Source organism: Colwellia sp. Bg11-12 (genome assembly GCF_014076955.1).
GTDB lineage: Bacteria > Pseudomonadota > Gammaproteobacteria > Enterobacterales > Alteromonadaceae > Colwellia_A.
In genome coordinates this window covers 106649-123071 of sequence record NZ_JACGUZ010000074.1, presented here as the reverse complement: position 1 = coordinate 123071, position 16423 = coordinate 106649, and the positions used below count along the sequence as shown (strand labels likewise).

Annotated in this window: 12 protein-coding genes, 4 tRNA genes and 1 pseudogene; 8 read left to right on the top strand and 9 right to left on the bottom strand. The window is 38.1% G+C overall.

From position 1 onward, the window contains the following. Together H4J39_RS13225 and H4J39_RS13220 are read left to right on the top strand one after the other, a co-directional pair. Positions 1–400, top strand: a pseudogene (locus H4J39_RS13225) (hypothetical protein); the annotation flags it as partial. Between the two features lie 459 nt (positions 401–859). Continuing rightward, entirely contained in the window at positions 860–1072 is a 213-nt protein-coding gene (locus H4J39_RS13220; protein ID WP_182228884.1) for a hypothetical protein, read from the top strand. Positions 1073–1084: 12 nt separating this feature from the next. Here the strand turns inward: H4J39_RS13220 and uvrB are convergent, their stop codons facing one another. Both uvrB and H4J39_RS13210 read right to left on the bottom strand, forming a co-directional pair. Further along, the gene (gene uvrB / locus H4J39_RS13215) at positions 1085–3082 is read right to left on the bottom strand and encodes an excinuclease ABC subunit UvrB (protein WP_182228883.1); all 1998 of its coding nucleotides are present in this window, start codon (positions 3080–3082) and stop codon (positions 1085–1087) included. Next, on the bottom strand, positions 3082–4455 hold the full coding sequence (locus H4J39_RS13210) for an MATE family efflux transporter (protein WP_182228882.1): 1374 nt from the start codon (positions 4453–4455) through the stop codon (positions 3082–3084). The genes uvrB and H4J39_RS13210 overlap by 1 nt, the downstream gene beginning before the upstream one ends. A gap of 567 nt (positions 4456–5022) precedes the next feature. Between H4J39_RS13210 and H4J39_RS13205 the strand changes: the two genes are divergently transcribed. The 5 genes from H4J39_RS13205 (at position 5023) to H4J39_RS13185 (ending at position 6089) form a co-directional block, all read left to right on the top strand. Further along, positions 5023–5098, top strand: a tRNA-Asn gene (locus H4J39_RS13205). 51 nt (positions 5099–5149) lie between these two features. After that, positions 5150–5225 (top strand) — tRNA-Asn (locus tag H4J39_RS13200). Between the two features lie 86 nt (positions 5226–5311). Then, positions 5312–5387, top strand: a tRNA-Asn gene (locus H4J39_RS13195). An 89-nt stretch (positions 5388–5476) separates the two neighbouring features. Continuing rightward, positions 5477–5563, top strand: a tRNA-OTHER gene (locus tag H4J39_RS13190). 265 nt (positions 5564–5828) lie between these two features. After that, the gene (locus H4J39_RS13185; protein WP_182228881.1) at positions 5829–6089 is read left to right on the top strand and encodes a hypothetical protein; all 261 of its coding nucleotides are present in this window, start codon (positions 5829–5831) and stop codon (positions 6087–6089) included. Between the two features lie 290 nt (positions 6090–6379). Here H4J39_RS13185 and H4J39_RS13180 read toward each other — a convergent pair whose 3' ends face one another. From H4J39_RS13180 to H4J39_RS13150, 7 genes are all read right to left on the bottom strand, one after another. Next, entirely contained in the window at positions 6380–7246 is an 867-nt protein-coding gene (locus tag H4J39_RS13180; protein WP_182228880.1) for an NAD(P)-dependent oxidoreductase, read from the bottom strand. Between the two features lie 153 nt (positions 7247–7399). Beyond that, positions 7400–7876 carry a transcription elongation factor GreA gene (greA, locus tag H4J39_RS13175; protein WP_182177933.1) on the bottom strand — a complete coding sequence of 159 codons (477 nt, stop codon included), beginning with the start codon at positions 7874–7876 and terminating at the stop codon, positions 7400–7402. A 120-nt stretch (positions 7877–7996) separates the two neighbouring features. Further along, on the bottom strand, positions 7997–11215 hold the full coding sequence (gene carB / locus H4J39_RS13170; RefSeq protein WP_182177931.1) for a carbamoyl-phosphate synthase large subunit: 3219 nt from the start codon (positions 11213–11215) through the stop codon (positions 7997–7999). Between the two features lie 32 nt (positions 11216–11247). Further along, the gene (carA, locus tag H4J39_RS13165; RefSeq protein ID WP_182228879.1) at positions 11248–12387 is read right to left on the bottom strand and encodes a glutamine-hydrolyzing carbamoyl-phosphate synthase small subunit; all 1140 of its coding nucleotides are present in this window, start codon (positions 12385–12387) and stop codon (positions 11248–11250) included. A gap of 267 nt (positions 12388–12654) precedes the next feature. Continuing rightward, a complete protein-coding gene (dapB, locus tag H4J39_RS13160; RefSeq protein ID WP_182228878.1) occupies positions 12655–13458 on the bottom strand; it encodes a 4-hydroxy-tetrahydrodipicolinate reductase in 804 nt (267 codons plus the stop codon). Between the two features lie 40 nt (positions 13459–13498). Beyond that, positions 13499–13921: a hypothetical protein gene (locus H4J39_RS13155; RefSeq protein WP_182177915.1), complete on the bottom strand. Its 423-nt coding sequence runs from the start codon at positions 13919–13921 to the stop codon at positions 13499–13501. 244 nt (positions 13922–14165) lie between these two features. Continuing rightward, positions 14166–14789 (bottom strand): FKBP-type peptidyl-prolyl cis-trans isomerase, encoded by a 624-nt coding sequence (locus tag H4J39_RS13150; protein WP_182177914.1) that lies wholly within the window; start codon positions 14787–14789, stop codon positions 14166–14168. A gap of 206 nt (positions 14790–14995) precedes the next feature. Here H4J39_RS13150 and H4J39_RS13145 point away from each other — a divergent pair, with 206 nt between their 5' ends. Next, positions 14996–16315, top strand: coding sequence for a Na+/H+ antiporter NhaC family protein (locus tag H4J39_RS13145; protein ID WP_182228877.1), 1320 nt, complete (start codon positions 14996–14998; stop codon positions 16313–16315). Positions 16316–16423: the final 108 nt, after the last annotated feature.

Below are 16423 nucleotides of genomic sequence, written 5' to 3'. Positions count from 1 at the left end.
TGTTGAAACACCTGTTGTTGAAACACCTGTTGTTGAAGCGCCTGTTGTTGAAACGCCTGTTGTTGAAACGCCAACAACAGAAGTACAGCAAGATTTACCTTTTGACGAACCTCAAGTAGCAGCACAAGCAACTGAAGATGCTATTGAAAAACCGAAGCGAGTTATATCGAGAAAACCAAGCCCGAAAATCAGCTCAAAAGCAGGTAAGGTTTCCAGTAAAGGCAGCAAGCCAGGTAAGTCATCTTCACCGATGACTAAAACAGAAACTATTACGATGATCAATGAAATCCCTACTGACTTCGTTGCAAACGAAAATCGTAAGGAACATACTTCATCAGGTAAGATGGCAATGGTATCTGATGCAATTAGCCGCAGTGGTGCTGGTCCAACAAAACCGTAGACTTTATCGGTAAAGCATCATCTTTACCCATAAGTAAAACTAAAAAAGCCAGTCATTAGACTGGCTTTTTATTAATTATAATTAGACGTTAATCATTACTTTTATACACCCTATTAAATGTTAATCGGTAACAGCCTTAAAAGTATTCTTTCCAAAAGCTTCGAATAGTTGGCTACAGAGGTAAATATCAACAAAAATTTTAATTTAGCTTATAGAGTACTTTCATATTATTCAGGTAAATTTTAAATACCCCTAAACATCAAATAATTAGCACTAAAGTACAACTTCCTTATATAACGAAGCTTCTAATAAACAGTTTTAATTCCTAAAACATATAACCCTAACACTGACATGCTCTAAGCTTAACTGATATAAGTCAAAGCTGAGCTTGTACTCAGTTGAGGTTAAATTTACTAACAGTAACAAGCATAAAGTTATTTAAGTTTCAGGGGGAAATATATGAGTGTTATTTGGAAAAACCATGCAAATCGACTAGTAGACTTCGTTAATAATAATAACGAAGTTCAAGCACACCTTTATCTTGAACAGTTAATGCTGTTTCCTTTAGATATTCAAGATAAGATAATTAATGACATTAGCCACTTAACACATTGTAATTGTGAAGCCGTCTCACACATCATCAGTCAATATATGATGTGTGAGCTCAAATAATCAATGGATTTACTAACGAGATAATTGTTGCTCTCTTAATTTTGCAACTTCATCGCGTAAATTAGCAGCTTGTTCAAACTCTAGATTTTGAGCATGACTAAGCATATCATTTTCAAGCTGCTTAATTTTTATATCAATCTCTTTAATAGACAGTACTTTATAATCTGTTGCTTGTTCAGCCACATTTAACAGCGTATCACTTGAAGATACCGTACCATTGTGAAGTGCATCGCTGATTTTGCTTATTACACCACGAGGGGTAATATTATTGTCAATGTTGTATTGATGCTGCATCTCACGTCGACGTTCGGTTTCATCAATCGCTTTTTTCATTGAACCGGTAATTTTCGCCGCATACAAAATAGCACGGCCATTAATATTACGAGCAGCACGACCAATGGTTTGAATAAGAGAACGTTCTGAGCGTAAAAAACCTTCTTTATCAGCATCTAAGATTGCCACTAACGACACTTCAGGCATATCTAAACCTTCACGTAGCAAGTTGATACCAACAAGTACATCAAACTTACCTAAACGAAAATCACGAATAATTTCGACACGTTCAACAGTATCAATATCAGAGTGCAAATAGCGCGCTTTTACATTATGTTCATCTAAGTAATCAGTAAGATCTTCAGCCATTCTCTTGGTTAACGTAGTGGCTAAAACACGCTCTTGGATAGCAACACGTTTCCGAATTTCAGACAATAAGTCATCAACTTGTGTTTCAACAGGACGAACTTCAATAATGGGATCGAGTAACCCTGTTGGACGAACAAGTTGCTGGGCAATATCGTCACCTGACTTTTCAATTTCATAATTACTGGGTGTCGCTGAAACATAAATCGTTTGCGGGGCTAACGCTTCAAATTCATCAAATTTCATTGGCCGATTATCGAGTGCTGAAGGTAAACGAAAACCATAATTCACCAAATTTTCTTTACGTGAACGATCCCCTTTATACATCGCACCTATTTGCGGCACCGTCACATGAGATTCATCAATAATTAATAAGCCATCATCCGGTAAATAATCGAATAAAGTCGGTGGTGCTTCGCCTTCACCGCGACCTGACAAATATCGAGAATAATTTTCAATACCCGAGCAATAACCCAACTCTGTCATCATTTCAATATCAAACTGCGTACGTTGCACGATGCGTTGCTCTTCGACTAAACGGTTATTTTCTTTGAGAAATGTTGAACGTTCTTTGAGTTCGATCTTTATTTTATCAATCGCGGATAATACTTTATCTCTTGGCGTAGCATAATGTGTTTTAGGATATACCGTTACTCTATCTAAAGTGCGATCAACTTGTCCAGTCAGCGGATCAAACATTGACAAGCGTTCTATTTCTTCATCAAATAATTCAACTCGTAACGCTAAACGGTCCGATTCTGCAGGAAAAATATCAATAACATCACCACGCACCCTATAAGTCGCTCGCTGAAAAGCAACATCGTTACGCTTATACTGTAATTCAGCGAGGCGGCGCAAAATATCGCGCTGATTAATAATATCGCCAACACTAATGTGTAACATCATTTTTAAGTACGAGTCAGGATCACCCAAACCATAAATAGCGGAAACTGAAGCAATAATAATAACGTCTCGGCGCTCAAGGAGTGCCTTAGTGGCCGACAAACGCATTTGCTCGATATGTTCGTTAACTGAGGCATCTTTCTCTATAAATGTATCGGTTGTAGGCACATAGGCTTCTGGCTGATAGTAATCATAATAAGAAACAAAGTATTCCACCGCGTTGTTTGGAAAGAACTCCTTCATTTCGCTATAAAGTTGAGCTGCGAGGGTTTTATTAGGCGCAATCATCATCGTTGGACGATTTGACGTGGCAACAATATTAGCAATCGTAAAGGTCTTTCCTGAGCCGGTCACACCTAAGAGTGTTTGATGTGCCAAACCACTTTCAAGGCCTTCAAGTAATTGTTTAATGGCAGCAGGCTGATCACCATTGGGTGTATAATCTGACTTTAAATCCATGGTTTTCATTAAGATACTTCCTTTGCTTCAACAAGCTCATGTGGAAATTGTTTATTAAATAAACGGTAAGAAATCATTGCCATAATAAGATTACCAAGAAATCCACCAATAAAAAAACCTTCCAAGCCATAATAAACACTGCCGAAATAAGTGAGAGGTACGTAACAGATGAAGAGTCGAACAGCACTAAGCATTAATGCCACCATCGGTTTATGCAGTGCATTAAATGAAGAGTTAGTTAAAATAATAACCCCCTGTAATCCATAGCCTAATGGCAATATCCACATAAATAATATAATAATATCGGCTACGGCTTGTTCTTTCGAGAAAATATCAGCAATAAAAGGAGCAATTAACACAAGTAAAAAATAAATAAGTAACTGCCATATCAAGACAAACTTTATGGATGTTTTATAGCTTTTCTCAACACGATGCATATTACCCGCACCAAAATTTTGACTGATAAAAGGAGGTAGCGTCATAGACATAGCCAAAACCACTAAACAGGCTATCGATTCAATTCGAGAGCCCACACCAAAAGCAGCAACTGCAGACTCACCATAGTTAGCTACAATTGCCGTTAAAACAGCAGCAGCTAATGGAGTAAGCATATTAGCACCCGCTGCAGGTAAACCTATGTTTAAGATACCTTTACTTGAAGCAATAAATGTCTTTAAAGGTAAAAGTTTAGTATGAATTAATTGACGCTTCACACCAATAATGTATAAAACTAATAACAATCCAAAAACCCAAGAGATTAATGTCGCTATTGCGGCGCCTTTTATTCCCATCGCGGGGATAGATCCTAACCCAAAAATAAAAATAGGGTCTAATATCGCATTAATTAAACCGGCGCTGCCCATGATTATACTAGGTGTTTTAGTATCACCAGAAGCCCTTAAAATTGCATTACCTATCATCGGGCCAATTAAACAAATACTGCCGACAAACCAAATATCCATGTATTCATGAATAAGTGGTAGCAAGGCTTCACTCGCCCCTAATAATAAAAACATTTCATCAATAAAGTAAAAACCTGCAAAAGATAAAATACCAACAATGATTGCGGCTAAATATATAGCGGCGGTACCTGAATTTTTTGCTGACTCATCACTGCCCCTACCCAACTCCTTGGCAATAACCGCTGACGTGCCAATACCCAAACCAATCGTTAGACTGATGACAGTAAAAGTAATCGGAAAGGTAAAGCTAATCGCTGCTAAGGGCTGCGTACCAAGTAAGCCAACAAAAAAAGTATCAACTAAATTAAAGGTCATTAATAAAACCATGCCGTAGATCATCGGAATGGTCATGCGTTTAATCGTATCTGCAACGGGGTCTTCGAGTAAGTTGATTTTCTTTGTTTTATTTTTTTCGGTCATTTAAAGGTAGCTTTTGCTTGTCTTTGCAGGAAAATAGCAAAGTATTGTAAAAGATAGTGATAAGACTCGCTATGTATATATTTTATTTAAACTTCATTTTAATTTTTTATATAAATTTAATGTTAAAAAAATAAATAATAACGTTGAAATATCTTTACTTTTGTATAACTCACAGCAAATGGGTATAAAAACTAACGTTGCACAAAAATCACACTAAGAGAGTAAAGCTGACATCAAAAAAAGCTAAAGCATTGTTATAAAAGAATAAAGATAAAAACCTATTATATCCCCATTTAGCTGTAACGTGCATTCTTCAACCCAGTTACGCTTTTTTACACTTTAACTCACAAAGTTATCCACAGAAATTGTGGGTAACTTTGTGAAATAGTCGCTTACAAATCTAAAGAGCAAAAATAGCACTGATTTTGAAGATAAAGCAGACTTAGTGTCGACAAAACAAGCAAACAAACAAAATAATGATTTTTTTCTACATTTTGTGTTGACAGTTCACCCACGGACATTTAATATCTCGCCCCGTTAGCCAAGACCCTTGGTAAACAAAACAATTCCTCAATAGCTCAGTTGGTAGAGCAACGGACTGTTAATCCGTTTGTCCCTGGTTCAAGTCCAGGTTGAGGAGCCAAATTATAGTAATGGCTTTATAATATTTTAAAGCGGTTACACGAAGAACAATTCCTCAATAGCTCAGTTGGTAGAGCAACGGACTGTTAATCCGTTTGTCCCTGGTTCAAGTCCAGGTTGAGGAGCCAAATTTAAAAGCCTGCAAGTATTTGCAGGCTTTTTTATTAATTTAAATCACTATACGTCACTTGATTTATAATGATGAAAGAACAATTCCTCAATAGCTCAGTTGGTAGAGCAACGGACTGTTAATCCGTTTGTCCCTGGTTCAAGTCCAGGTTGAGGAGCCACATAAGATAAGCCTGCAATTATTTGCAGGCTTTTTTTTATCTAAAAAACGATACTTTACTTAATTTATAGTAATGATTTAAAGAAAAACCCCTCAACAACTCAGTTGGTAGAGCAACGGACTGTGCTTAAATAAAATGAGCGTTTGCCCCTGGTTCAAGTCCAGGTTGAGGAGCCACATAAGATAAGCCTGCAATTATTTGCAGGCTTATCTTATCTAAAAACTTTTAAACCTCGATTATATGACAAAAACGTAACAGCAAAAATACTCGTGAGCCTACCTCTAAAGTAAAGTTAACCACTTATTACTTAAGTTGTATTCCCCTTCACTCCCAATAAAGTGCACAACCCAGACAATAAATTAAAATAAATTCAGATAAGGTGTAAGTTTTTAACTCCTAAGGTTACTAACTAAAAATAACTTCTATAAAAACGAGAACACAATGAATAACACTTCAGCTGAAAACACTAAATTTAATAAACAACCAACTGGCAGTACAATACTAGGCTTTTTAAAAGCACTAGCCTTTTACGCTATTTCTTATACATTTTGGATTTTGCTATTTGCAATGAATGACGGACCTGGTGGCGTAGAGTCTCAACATTTAGTCGTAATAGGTATCGCTCACACCATATTGATCTTTATTCATGGCATATCAGCTTTTGACCCCAAAGGCTCTGCAAGCAAAGAACTTCATCACTAACTCTACACTTGAGTTAGACAGAACTGTTTGAGCTACCTGTGTATGGCATATTTCAAGTTATCGGTTTAAGCTGACATCATGTATAAGGGCATAGATAAGAGTGAAAGAAAGACTAACTATTGGCTAAATAATCATAAAAAATTAAACAAGAACATTAAAAATTGAAACCATCAGTATTACAAAATTGGTTTGAGCAATTACCTTTTCGGTTTGTTTATCTAAGGTGAAATTTTAGATTATTGTTAACTAAATAAACAAACCAATGACATACGAGTTTTATTTAAAACCGCTTAATCATCTAACCGAGTAATCAAACTAGAAGTATCCCAACGATTACCGCCTTTTTTTTGAACCGTTTCATAGTAACCGTCTAATTGTTTTGTAACCGTTAAGTCAGCTCCAATCTTCTCGGCTTCACTAAACGCCATTGCTAAATCTTTTCTAACCCAGTCAACCGCAAAACCAAAATTAAATTCTCGAGCACACATCGTTTTACCACGATTATCCATTTGCCAAGAGCCCGCAGCACCTTTTGAAATGGTTTCGATTAACTTGTCAGTATCTAAACCCGCCTTTTGAGCAAAATTCAATCCTTCAGCTAAACCCTGAACGGTGTTAACAAAACAAATTTGATTCACCATTTTAGCTAACTGCCCAGAGCCAACTTTACCCATTAATTGGCTAAAGCGTGCATAAGTATCTATTACCGGTTTTATTTGTTCAAAAATATTAAGTTCACCGCCAGCCATAATCGTTAACACACCATTTTCAGCGCCAGCTTGACCTCCCGATACAGGTGCATCAATAAAGTGCTTATTTTGTAATTTAGCAAGTGAATCAAGATCTCTTGCCAGCTCTGCTGAAGCGGTAGTGTGATCAACTAAAATAGCACCGGTAGCTAAGCCCGAAAATATGCCATCGTCGCCTAAAACAACTTGTCTTACATCGTTGTCATTCCCTACACATGAAAAGACAATCTCGCAGCCTTCTGCGGCTTCTCTTGGGGTATTAGCTAAACAACCACCAAATTCCTTTACCCATTTTTCTGCCTTTGCTGTTGTGCGGTTATATACACAAACATCAAAACCTGCATTTTTCAAATGCCCGGCCATAGGATAGCCCATTACGCCTAAACCAATAAATGCTACTTTTTTCATATTATCTCCATGATAGGTTAAGTAAACGAATACATCTGATTGTTCAGTAAATGCTACAAAAGTTTATAAAATACGTAGCATGAATTCATGTCAAAAAAAAAGCCTATTACTTACATAATGGGCTCTTAATATTTTTAACACATACATTAATAGTTAAATATAGTCGACTGATACAATCTCATATTCAACAACACCGCCGGGTATAGTAATTTCTACTTCAGAATCAACTTCTTTACCAATTAAACCACGTGCAATAGGTGAGTTTAATGATATACGCCCTGTTTTAAAGTCAGCTTCATCGTCGCCAACAATTTTATAAGTGACTTCCACTTCGGTATCGATGTTTAATAAGGTAACGGTTGTACCAAAAATCACTTTGCCATGATTGGGTATTTTAGTTATGTCGATAACCTGAGCATTACAAAGCCTTCCTTCAATATCTTGAATTCGTCCTTCACAAAAGCCCTGCTCTTCTTTTGCTGCATGATATTCTGCATTTTCTTTTAAATCACCATGCTCTCGGGCAACCGCAATGTCTTTTACAATGCGAGGGCGTTTTTCTGTTTTTAAAACTCTAAGCTCTTCTTTTAGCTGTTCAGCACCAAGAAGTGTCATTGGATATTTTGTCATTTTTCTCTTCTTTTTCAAATGATAAAGGTGGCTTACTTAAAAAGTATAACCACCCTTATATAATATATTTTTAATAAGGTATTTACTTAATGGTAAGCAAACACCCTACATAGTTCGATATTAACTACATTGTTTATGCAGTTCTTGTATCGATGTTACCGTATTTCTGTCGTCAGCGGAATGAGATTGGCATGTAGCAAATGCTGCATTCAAGGTCGTAGTATATTCCACCTTATAGCGCAATGCTCCTCCACGCAAGACTTTAGAATCTTCAATCGCTTTGCGACCTTCTGTGGTGTTAATAATATAACTATACTCACCATTTTTGATTCTATCAAGAATATGCGGTCGCCCCTCTTGAACTTTATTTACAAGACGGCATGGTATATTAGCTTCACCCAATATTATCGCTGTTCCATGAGTCGCATCAACATCATACCCTAAAGCAACCAACTGTTTCGCTAATTCAACAACACGTACTTTATCACTATTACGAACAGAGATTAACGCACGGCCTGATTTAGGTACTGAAACACCGGCACCCAAACAAGCTTTTGCATACGCTTCTTCAAATGTCTTGCCAACGCCCATCACTTCACCCGTAGAGCGCATTTCTGGTCCTACTAATGGATCACTGCCATGAAACTTGTTAAACGGAATAACAACTTCTTTCACAGAGAAATAAGGTGGAATAATTTCTTTCGTTATACCTTGCTCTTTCAATGACTTTCCTGCCATAACACGTGCACCTATTTTAGCTAAAGGAACAGAAGTCGCTTTAGATACAAAAGGAATAGTACGTGCAGCACGAGGGTTTACTTCAATAATGTAAACTTCGTTATCCTTTACCGCCATCTGGGTATTCATCAAGCCAACAACACCTAGCTCAAAAGCTAAATCAGTGACTTGTTTGCGCATAACATCTTGAACTTCTTGGCTTAAGCTATAAGCAGGCAATGAACATGCTGAATCGCCTGAGTGAACACCTGCTTGTTCAATATGTTGCATAATCCCGCCAACAACCACATCGGTACCGTCACAAATAACGTCAATATCAACTTCAATCGCATCATCAAGGAAATGGTCAAGTAATACTGGCGAGTCATTTGAAACGCTAACCGCTTCGGTCATATAACGACGTAAATCGTCTAGGTCATAAACAATTTCCATTGCACGGCCACCTAGAACATAAGACGGACGAACAACTAATGGGAAACCAATCGCTTCGGCTTTCGCCATTGCTTCTTCGATTGACGTAACAGTAGCATTTTCAGGTTGCAATAAACCTAAACGTTCAACGGCTTGTTGGAAGCGTTCTCGGTCTTCTGCTCTGTCGATAGCATCAGGAGACGTACCAATGATTGGCACACCGGCAGCTTCTAAGGCACGCGCTAATTTAAGAGGCGTTTGACCGCCATATTGCACAATTACGCCTTTAGGCTTTTCAATACGAACAATCTCAAGTACATCTTCGAAAGTGATTGATTCAAAATATAAACGGTCAGATGTGTCGTAATCGGTTGAAACAGTTTCAGGATTACAGTTCACCATAATTGTTTCATAACCGTCTTCGCGTAGTGCTAATGCAGCATGAACACAACAGTAATCAAATTCAATTCCCTGACCAATACGGTTTGGACCGCCACCTAAGATCATAATTGATTCTTTATCGGTTGGGTTTGCTTCACACTCTTCATCATAAGTTGAATACATGTAAGCTGTATCAGAACTAAATTCAGCGGCGCAGGTATCAACACGTTTATAAACGGGGAAGATATTAGCATTATGACGTTTTTTACGCACTTCAGCTTCAGCGATACCAATTAAATCAGCAAGGCGAGAATCAGCAAAACCTTTGCGTTTAAGTTTGCGTAAATAATCGGCTGTTAATATTTTCAAACCGCCTTCAGCAACTTTTGCTTCTTCTAAAACGATATCTTCAATTTGAATAAGGAACCAACGGTCAATCATGGTTAAACGGTAAATATCATCAACTGTTAATCCTAAACGGAACGCATCTGCAATATACCAGATACGGTCAGAACCCGCTTCTTGAAGCTCGTGCATAATTTTAGTTTTAGCGCCAGGTTGCGTTACATCAACCATAGAGTCAAAACCATTAACACCGACTTCTAAGCCACGTAATGCTTTTTGTAAGGATTCTTGTTGGTTACGACCAATTGCCATTACTTCGCCAACAGATTTCATTTGCGTGGTTAAACGGTCTTCACAACCCGCAAATTTTTCAAAGTTAAAACGTGGGATTTTAGTAACAACATAATCGATAGTTGGCTCAAATGATGCTGGTGTTGCGCCACCAGTGATATCGTTAGTTAATTCGTCAAGCGTATAACCTACTGCTAATTTTGCAGCGATTTTTGCTATCGGAAAACCTGTTGCTTTGGAAGCTAATGCCGATGAACGAGAAACACGTGGATTCATCTCAATGATAACCATACGGCCAGTCTTAGGACAAATACCAAATTGTACGTTTGACCCCCCAGTTTCAACACCGATTTCACGTAAGACTGCAATCGAGGCATTACGCATAATCTGGTATTCTTTGTCTGTTAACGTTTGCGCAGGAGCAACCGTTATAGAATCACCGGTATGAATACCCATAGGGTCAAAGTTTTCAATCGAACAGATAATAATACAATTATCATTTTTGTCACGAACCACTTCCATTTCATATTCTTTCCAACCGATTAATGATTCATCAATCAATAATTCAGAGGTTGGAGAAAGATCTAAACCGCGCGTACAAATTTCATGGAATTCTTCGCGGTTATAAGCAATACCGCCACCACTGCCACCCATCGTAAATGAAGGACGAATAATACAAGGAAAACCTAGAACTTTACTGGCTGCATGCGCTTCTTCAATCGTATGCACAATTTCGGCATTGGGTGTATCTAAGCCAATCGCTTTCATTGCTTTGTCAAAGCGAGATCTATCTTCTGCTTTATCAATCGCATCAGCGGTTGCGCCGATCATCTCAACATTGAATTCTTTTAGTACGCCTTTTGCTTCAAGTTCTAAAGCACAGTTTAAAGCGGTTTGACCACCCATTGTCGGTAAAACCGCACAAGGACGTTCTTTTTCAATAATTTTACGTACAACTTCCCAGTGAATAGGCTCGATATAAGTTGCATCAGCCATTTCTGGATCAGTCATAATTGTAGCTGGATTTGAGTTAACTAATATAACTCGATAACCTTCTTCACGAAGTGCTTTACAGGCTTGTGCGCCTGAATAATCAAATTCACAGGCTTGACCAATAACGATTGGACCCGCGCCTAAAATCAAGATACTTTTTAAATCAGTACGTTTTCCCATTTTTTAATTCTCTCTTATATCTTGTTGAAGGGCTAAGCTTTTTTATCGTTCATTAGATCGATGAAGTGATCAAATAATGGTGCAGCATCTGCAGGCCCTGGGCTTGCTTCTGGGTGACCTTGAAAACTAAAGGCTGGCTTGTCTGTGCGATGAATACCTTGAATTGACTGATCAAATAACGAGACGTGCGTGACTTTCAAATTCGCGGGCATTTTGTTTTCATCAATCGCAAAACCATGATTCTGCGCAGTTATCATAACGACATTGCGTGCGAAGTCTTTAACTGGATGGTTGCCACCATGATGACCAAATTTCATTTTTACGGTACCCGCGCCACTGGCTAAGCCAAGGAGTTGATGACCCAAACAAATGCCAAAAATTGGGGTGTCTGTTTCTAAAAATGTCTTGATTGCGGAAATGGCGTAATCACAGGGTTCTGGATCACCAGGTCCATTTGATAAAAATATACCATCGGGATTCATAGCAAGAACATCACTAGCAGGTGTTTGTGCTGGTACGACGGTTACTTTACAACCGCGGTCAACTAACATACGCAAAATATTACGTTTGGCACCAAAATCGTAGGCAACTACGTGAAACTGTGAATTTTCAGGAGTAATATGACCTTTACCTAATTCCCAGCTACCTTCTGTCCATTGATATTGCTCTTTCGTTGAAACAACTTTTGCTAAATCCATACCTTTAAGGCCCGGAAAAGCTTTAGCTTGAGCTAAAGCCTCTTTTTCTAAAGCCTCAGACATTGTATCAACAGTCATGATGCAACCGTTTTGAGCACCTTTTTCACGAAGAATACGCGTTAATTTACGCGTATCAATATCTGCAATCCCTAAAACATTACGTGCTTTTAGGTAGTCGCTTAAATTCTGTTCATTTCGAAAATTACTCGCTAATAGCGGTAAGTCACGAATAACTAAACCTTTAGCCCAAATAGTGTTTGATTCTTCATCTTCACTATTGGTACCTGTATTACCTATATGCGGGTACGTTAGGGTAATAATTTGCTCTGCATATGATGGGTCGGTAATAATTTCTTGGTAACCGGTCATTGAAGTATTGAATACTACTTCACCAACAGCCGCTCCGTCTGCACCAATAGCGGTGCCTTTAAATACAGTGCCGTCTTCAAGCACTAAAATGGCAGATTTAGTCAATTTAACCTCCGTAAAGAAGAAAGAAGCTTAACGATGCAACTAAAAAACATCATTAAGTACAAATTACGTGTCGGCTGTTTCCTATAGAAACACCCATAAAAAATGCCAAAAATTTCGTTATTACTAACAGAACCACTAAATTTTTGACAAAATCCACTTATTTTACGCTTGTATCACATATTCGTCTAGCGATAATTGTAAAAACTAAGCGTTTAATTGAATATTCAGTTAAAACAGCCAAAAGTAACTGTTTTCCTTAAAATTTTATTATTTTAAGCCTAAAACATCCTGCATATCATAAAAGCCATTATCTGCTTCACTTAACCAGAATGCGGCTCTCATAGCACCAAGAGCGAAAGTCATTCTTGAACTAGCACGATGGGTGATTTCTAACCGTTCACCAATATCTGCAAAAAAGGCGGTATGCTCACCAACAATGTCCCCTGCTCGCACTGTGGCAAAACCAATGGTTTCTTTATCGCGTTCACCAGTAATACCTTCACGGCCATAAACAGCGACTTTATTTAAGTCTCTACCTAGAGTATTTGCTATAACTTGCCCCATTTTTACCGCTGTTCCAGATGGAGCGTCTTTCTTAAATCTATGGTGTGCTTCAAATATTTCTATATCAGTATAGTCACCAATTGCTTTTGCGGTAACTTCTAGTAGTTTAAACATTAAATTAACGCCGACGCTGGTATTGGGCGCCAAAATAACAGGCATACTTTTTCCTGCTTCTTCAATAATGTTAACTTGTTCATCACTAAACCCCGTAGTACCAATAACGAGTGCTTTATCGTGTTGTTGACACCACTTTATATTCTCTAACGTTGTTTCAATTGATGTAAAATCAATAAAAACATCCGCATTTATTAAGTCGTTTAAGTTTGTTGATGTTTTTTGGCCAATAGCGCCAATACCGGCGAGTTCACCTAAATCAAAATGAGCAAACGATGATGACTCTCGTACGCTGCCACCCACAAGTTCAATAGATTGGTGCTCAACGGCAGCTTGAATTAAGTTACGCCCCATGCGGCCGCTACATCCTAAGATGGCTACTTTTACTTTCATTTTAAATCTCTATAAATTTATATTCTGATACAAATCACTTTTAACGTACCAACACTAATGGTATTGCTAACTCAACACTGTTGGTTAAGTCGTGTGAAACAACACTGACTATTTTAAAGGCCTCGGCTATCTTAACAATATGAAAAAAAGCGGTAAAGTCAGCATAGATTTCATCATTGTTATCAATAAAAGCCCAATCAATACAAATATCGACTGATCCGTTAGCTGATTGATTATAGCTTGCAATTGTAGGGACTATTTTTTGTGTGTTTGCGTGCTTTAATACCGTAAAAATATTTTCAAATTCTTGATTGAATGTTTCACTATCCACTAAATAAGCAATTTTATCGGGGGTATGTAATGTACAAGGTAAATGGTAACAAGCACGTGCAGCAGCTAAATTACAATCTTCAAAGGCAGAAATATAATCTTTAAATAATTTGATCAGTGCTCGCTCTAACATGCGTTCCTACTTTTATGACATTGTTAAGGTTAAATATCTATTTACTTATATTAGTTATGTTTGCAGGGTATTCAACATTCATTACTATTACGGAAAGACTTCTGCGTTACTTCTTGCATCCATATAGTCAACGCACCACGATATTGCTGGCAAGGACTGTGGTACTTAGCTTTTGTCTGCAACTAAAGCTGACCAAGCATCACGCCCATAAAAAAGCCCTCAACGGAGGGCTTTAAAAAACGAATTAGCTAACAATGGCTAATAACTCAACATCAAATACCAATGTTGAGTATGGTGGTATAGCACCTTGTGAGCCTTGCTCACCGTAAGCTAAATGGTAAGGTACGTATAAACGCCACTTAGAACCTTCAGCCATTATCTGTAAAGCTTCTGTCCAACCAGGGATAACGCCACCTACTGGAAATTCAGCAGGTTGGCCACGGTCTACAGAACTATCAAAAATGTCGCCATTAATAAAAGTACCGTGATAATGAACACGAACCATACTTGCGGCTGTTGGCTTTTCGCCTTCACCCGTTGCTAATACTTCATATTGAAGACCAGACTCAGTAACCGTTACTTCATCACGCTTAGCATTTTCAATTAAGTATGCTTCGCCTTCAGCTGATTTTTCTTTAGCTGCAGCTTGTTCTAACTCTTGCATTTTTTTCGAAACAACTGAAAACGCAGCATTTAAATCTTCGTCTGATACTTGGCTTGCTGAATTAGCAATAGCATCAGCTAAACCCGCTTGTACAGCAGATACGTCAAATTCTTTGAAAGGGTTATTACGTAGTTGATCACCTAATTGACGACCTACACCGTAACTTACGCGTTGCTCAATAGTTTCAAATGTATTTTCTGACATGATATTCCTTATGTTTTCACCGACACAGTTATTGTGCAAAATGGCGATTAGATAAAAATTCGCGCAAGGATAACATAAAGTGGGGCTGGTCTGTAGCCTGAACTTAATACATTTTTTAATTTCCAGTTATGTCGCCCTTTTTTATCGTTTTGCTATCAGTAAACTTTACGATAGACTAGCGTTAACTTAATGTTAAAGATAATTTTATGAATACTGAAGTCGTGACAACTCCCCCTAAAAAACGTTTAGTTAGTCTATTACCTTTTGCTGTTTTTCTGGGCTTATTCCTCGGTACAGGTATTGTACTGACGCTACAAGGCGTTGAGTTTGCTTTTTATCAACTCCCTGCCAGTATCGCCATTATTCCTGCAATCTTAGTTGCTATATACCTAGGAAAAGACAGTATTAATGATCAAGTTAGCCAATTCATTTCGGGGGCTGGTCATGCAAATATTATTACGATGTGTGTAATTTATTTACTCGCAGGGGCTTTCGCTACGGTCGCCAAGACAACGGGGAGTGTTGATGCCAGCGTTCAATTAGGTTTGTCATTTTTCCCTGACTATTTACTGTTGCCTGGTTTATTTTTAGTGGCTGCTTTTTTAGCAACAGCCATGGGGACCTCTATGGGAACTATTGCCGCTATTGCTCCGGTTGCACTTGGGTTCATCGAGTCTGCAAATTTAGATGCTTCAATTGTTGCTGGTTGCATTATCTCTGGTGCTATTTTTGGAGATAACTTGTCAATAATCTCTGACACCACCATAGCCTCAACACGGAGTCAGGGAGCACATATGAAAGATAAGTTTAAGGTTAACTTTAAATTTGCCGTACCTGCTGCACTTTTATGTTTGCTTATTTATGCCTCGATGGGGGTAAGTATTCCACACGAGCAAGTTCAAGATATTAATGTGCTTGGTTTACTGCCTTACTTGATCATTTTAACGCTAGCTTTAATGGGCATTAATGTCTTTGTGGTTTTAATTGTTGGTATTATTCTCGCTGCAGCAATAGGCATGTATGATAACGGTTACCAATTGTCCAAATGGATAAGCGATATAAATGCAGGTTTTGGCAGCATGCAAGACATTTTCATTCTGTCGCTGTTTATTGGTGGTTTAAGTGAACTGATAAAGCGCCAAGGGGGATTAGCCGCCCTAACCCATAGTATTGAAAATTTTGCGCGTAAACTTAACCCTAACAATAAAAAACGAGCGGCAGGTTTTGGTATAGCTTCATTAGCTTTTGCCTGTAATTTTTTCACCGCAAACAATACGGTATCCATTATTGTCACAGGTGAAACGGCGAAAGAGCTTGCTGATGATGGTGGCGTTAGCCCTGCACAGTCTGCAAGCTTATTAGATATTTATGCCTGTATAAACCAAGGACTACTCCCTTATGGTGCTCAAGCACTATTATTAGGCGCAACCTTAAAAATATCACCCATTGAGGTGGTGTCGAGTGCTTTTTATCCGATGATTTTACTGGTTGTAGCAAGTATTGCCTTTTGGCGCATGACTAAGTAATGTCGAATACTCTTCTCTTTGCGTGCTTGTTATCAAAAATAAGTGCACTAACCCTTTAACTTAATTTTAGCTACTATGATTGTATAAATAACGCCCTTCAAGGGCGTT

Bases quoted from the DNA above. Each gene is read 5' to 3' on its own strand.
- H4J39_RS13185 (WP_182228881.1), top strand. From the start codon at position 5,829: ATGAATAACACTTCAGCTGAAAACACTAAATTTAATAAACAACCAACT.
- H4J39_RS13150 (WP_182177914.1), bottom strand. From the start codon at position 14,789: ATGTCAGAAAATACATTTGAAACTATTGAGCAACGCGTAAGTTACGGT.
- greA (WP_182177933.1), bottom strand. From the start codon at position 7,876: ATGACAAAATATCCAATGACACTTCTTGGTGCTGAACAGCTAAAAGAA.
- H4J39_RS13155 (WP_182177915.1), bottom strand. From the start codon at position 13,921: ATGTTAGAGCGAGCACTGATCAAATTATTTAAAGATTATATTTCTGCC.
- dapB (WP_182228878.1), bottom strand. From the start codon at position 13,458: ATGAAAGTAAAAGTAGCCATCTTAGGATGTAGCGGCCGCATGGGGCGT.
- H4J39_RS13220 (WP_182228884.1), top strand. From the start codon at position 860: ATGAGTGTTATTTGGAAAAACCATGCAAATCGACTAGTAGACTTCGTT.
- H4J39_RS13180 (WP_182228880.1), bottom strand. From the start codon at position 7,246: ATGAAAAAAGTAGCATTTATTGGTTTAGGCGTAATGGGCTATCCTATG.
- carB (WP_182177931.1), bottom strand. From the start codon at position 11,215: ATGGGAAAACGTACTGATTTAAAAAGTATCTTGATTTTAGGCGCGGGT.
- H4J39_RS13210 (WP_182228882.1), bottom strand. From the start codon at position 4,455: ATGACCGAAAAAAATAAAACAAAGAAAATCAACTTACTCGAAGACCCC.
- uvrB (WP_182228883.1), bottom strand. From the start codon at position 3,082: ATGAAAACCATGGATTTAAAGTCAGATTATACACCCAATGGTGATCAG.
- H4J39_RS13145 (WP_182228877.1), top strand. From the start codon at position 14,996: ATGAATACTGAAGTCGTGACAACTCCCCCTAAAAAACGTTTAGTTAGT.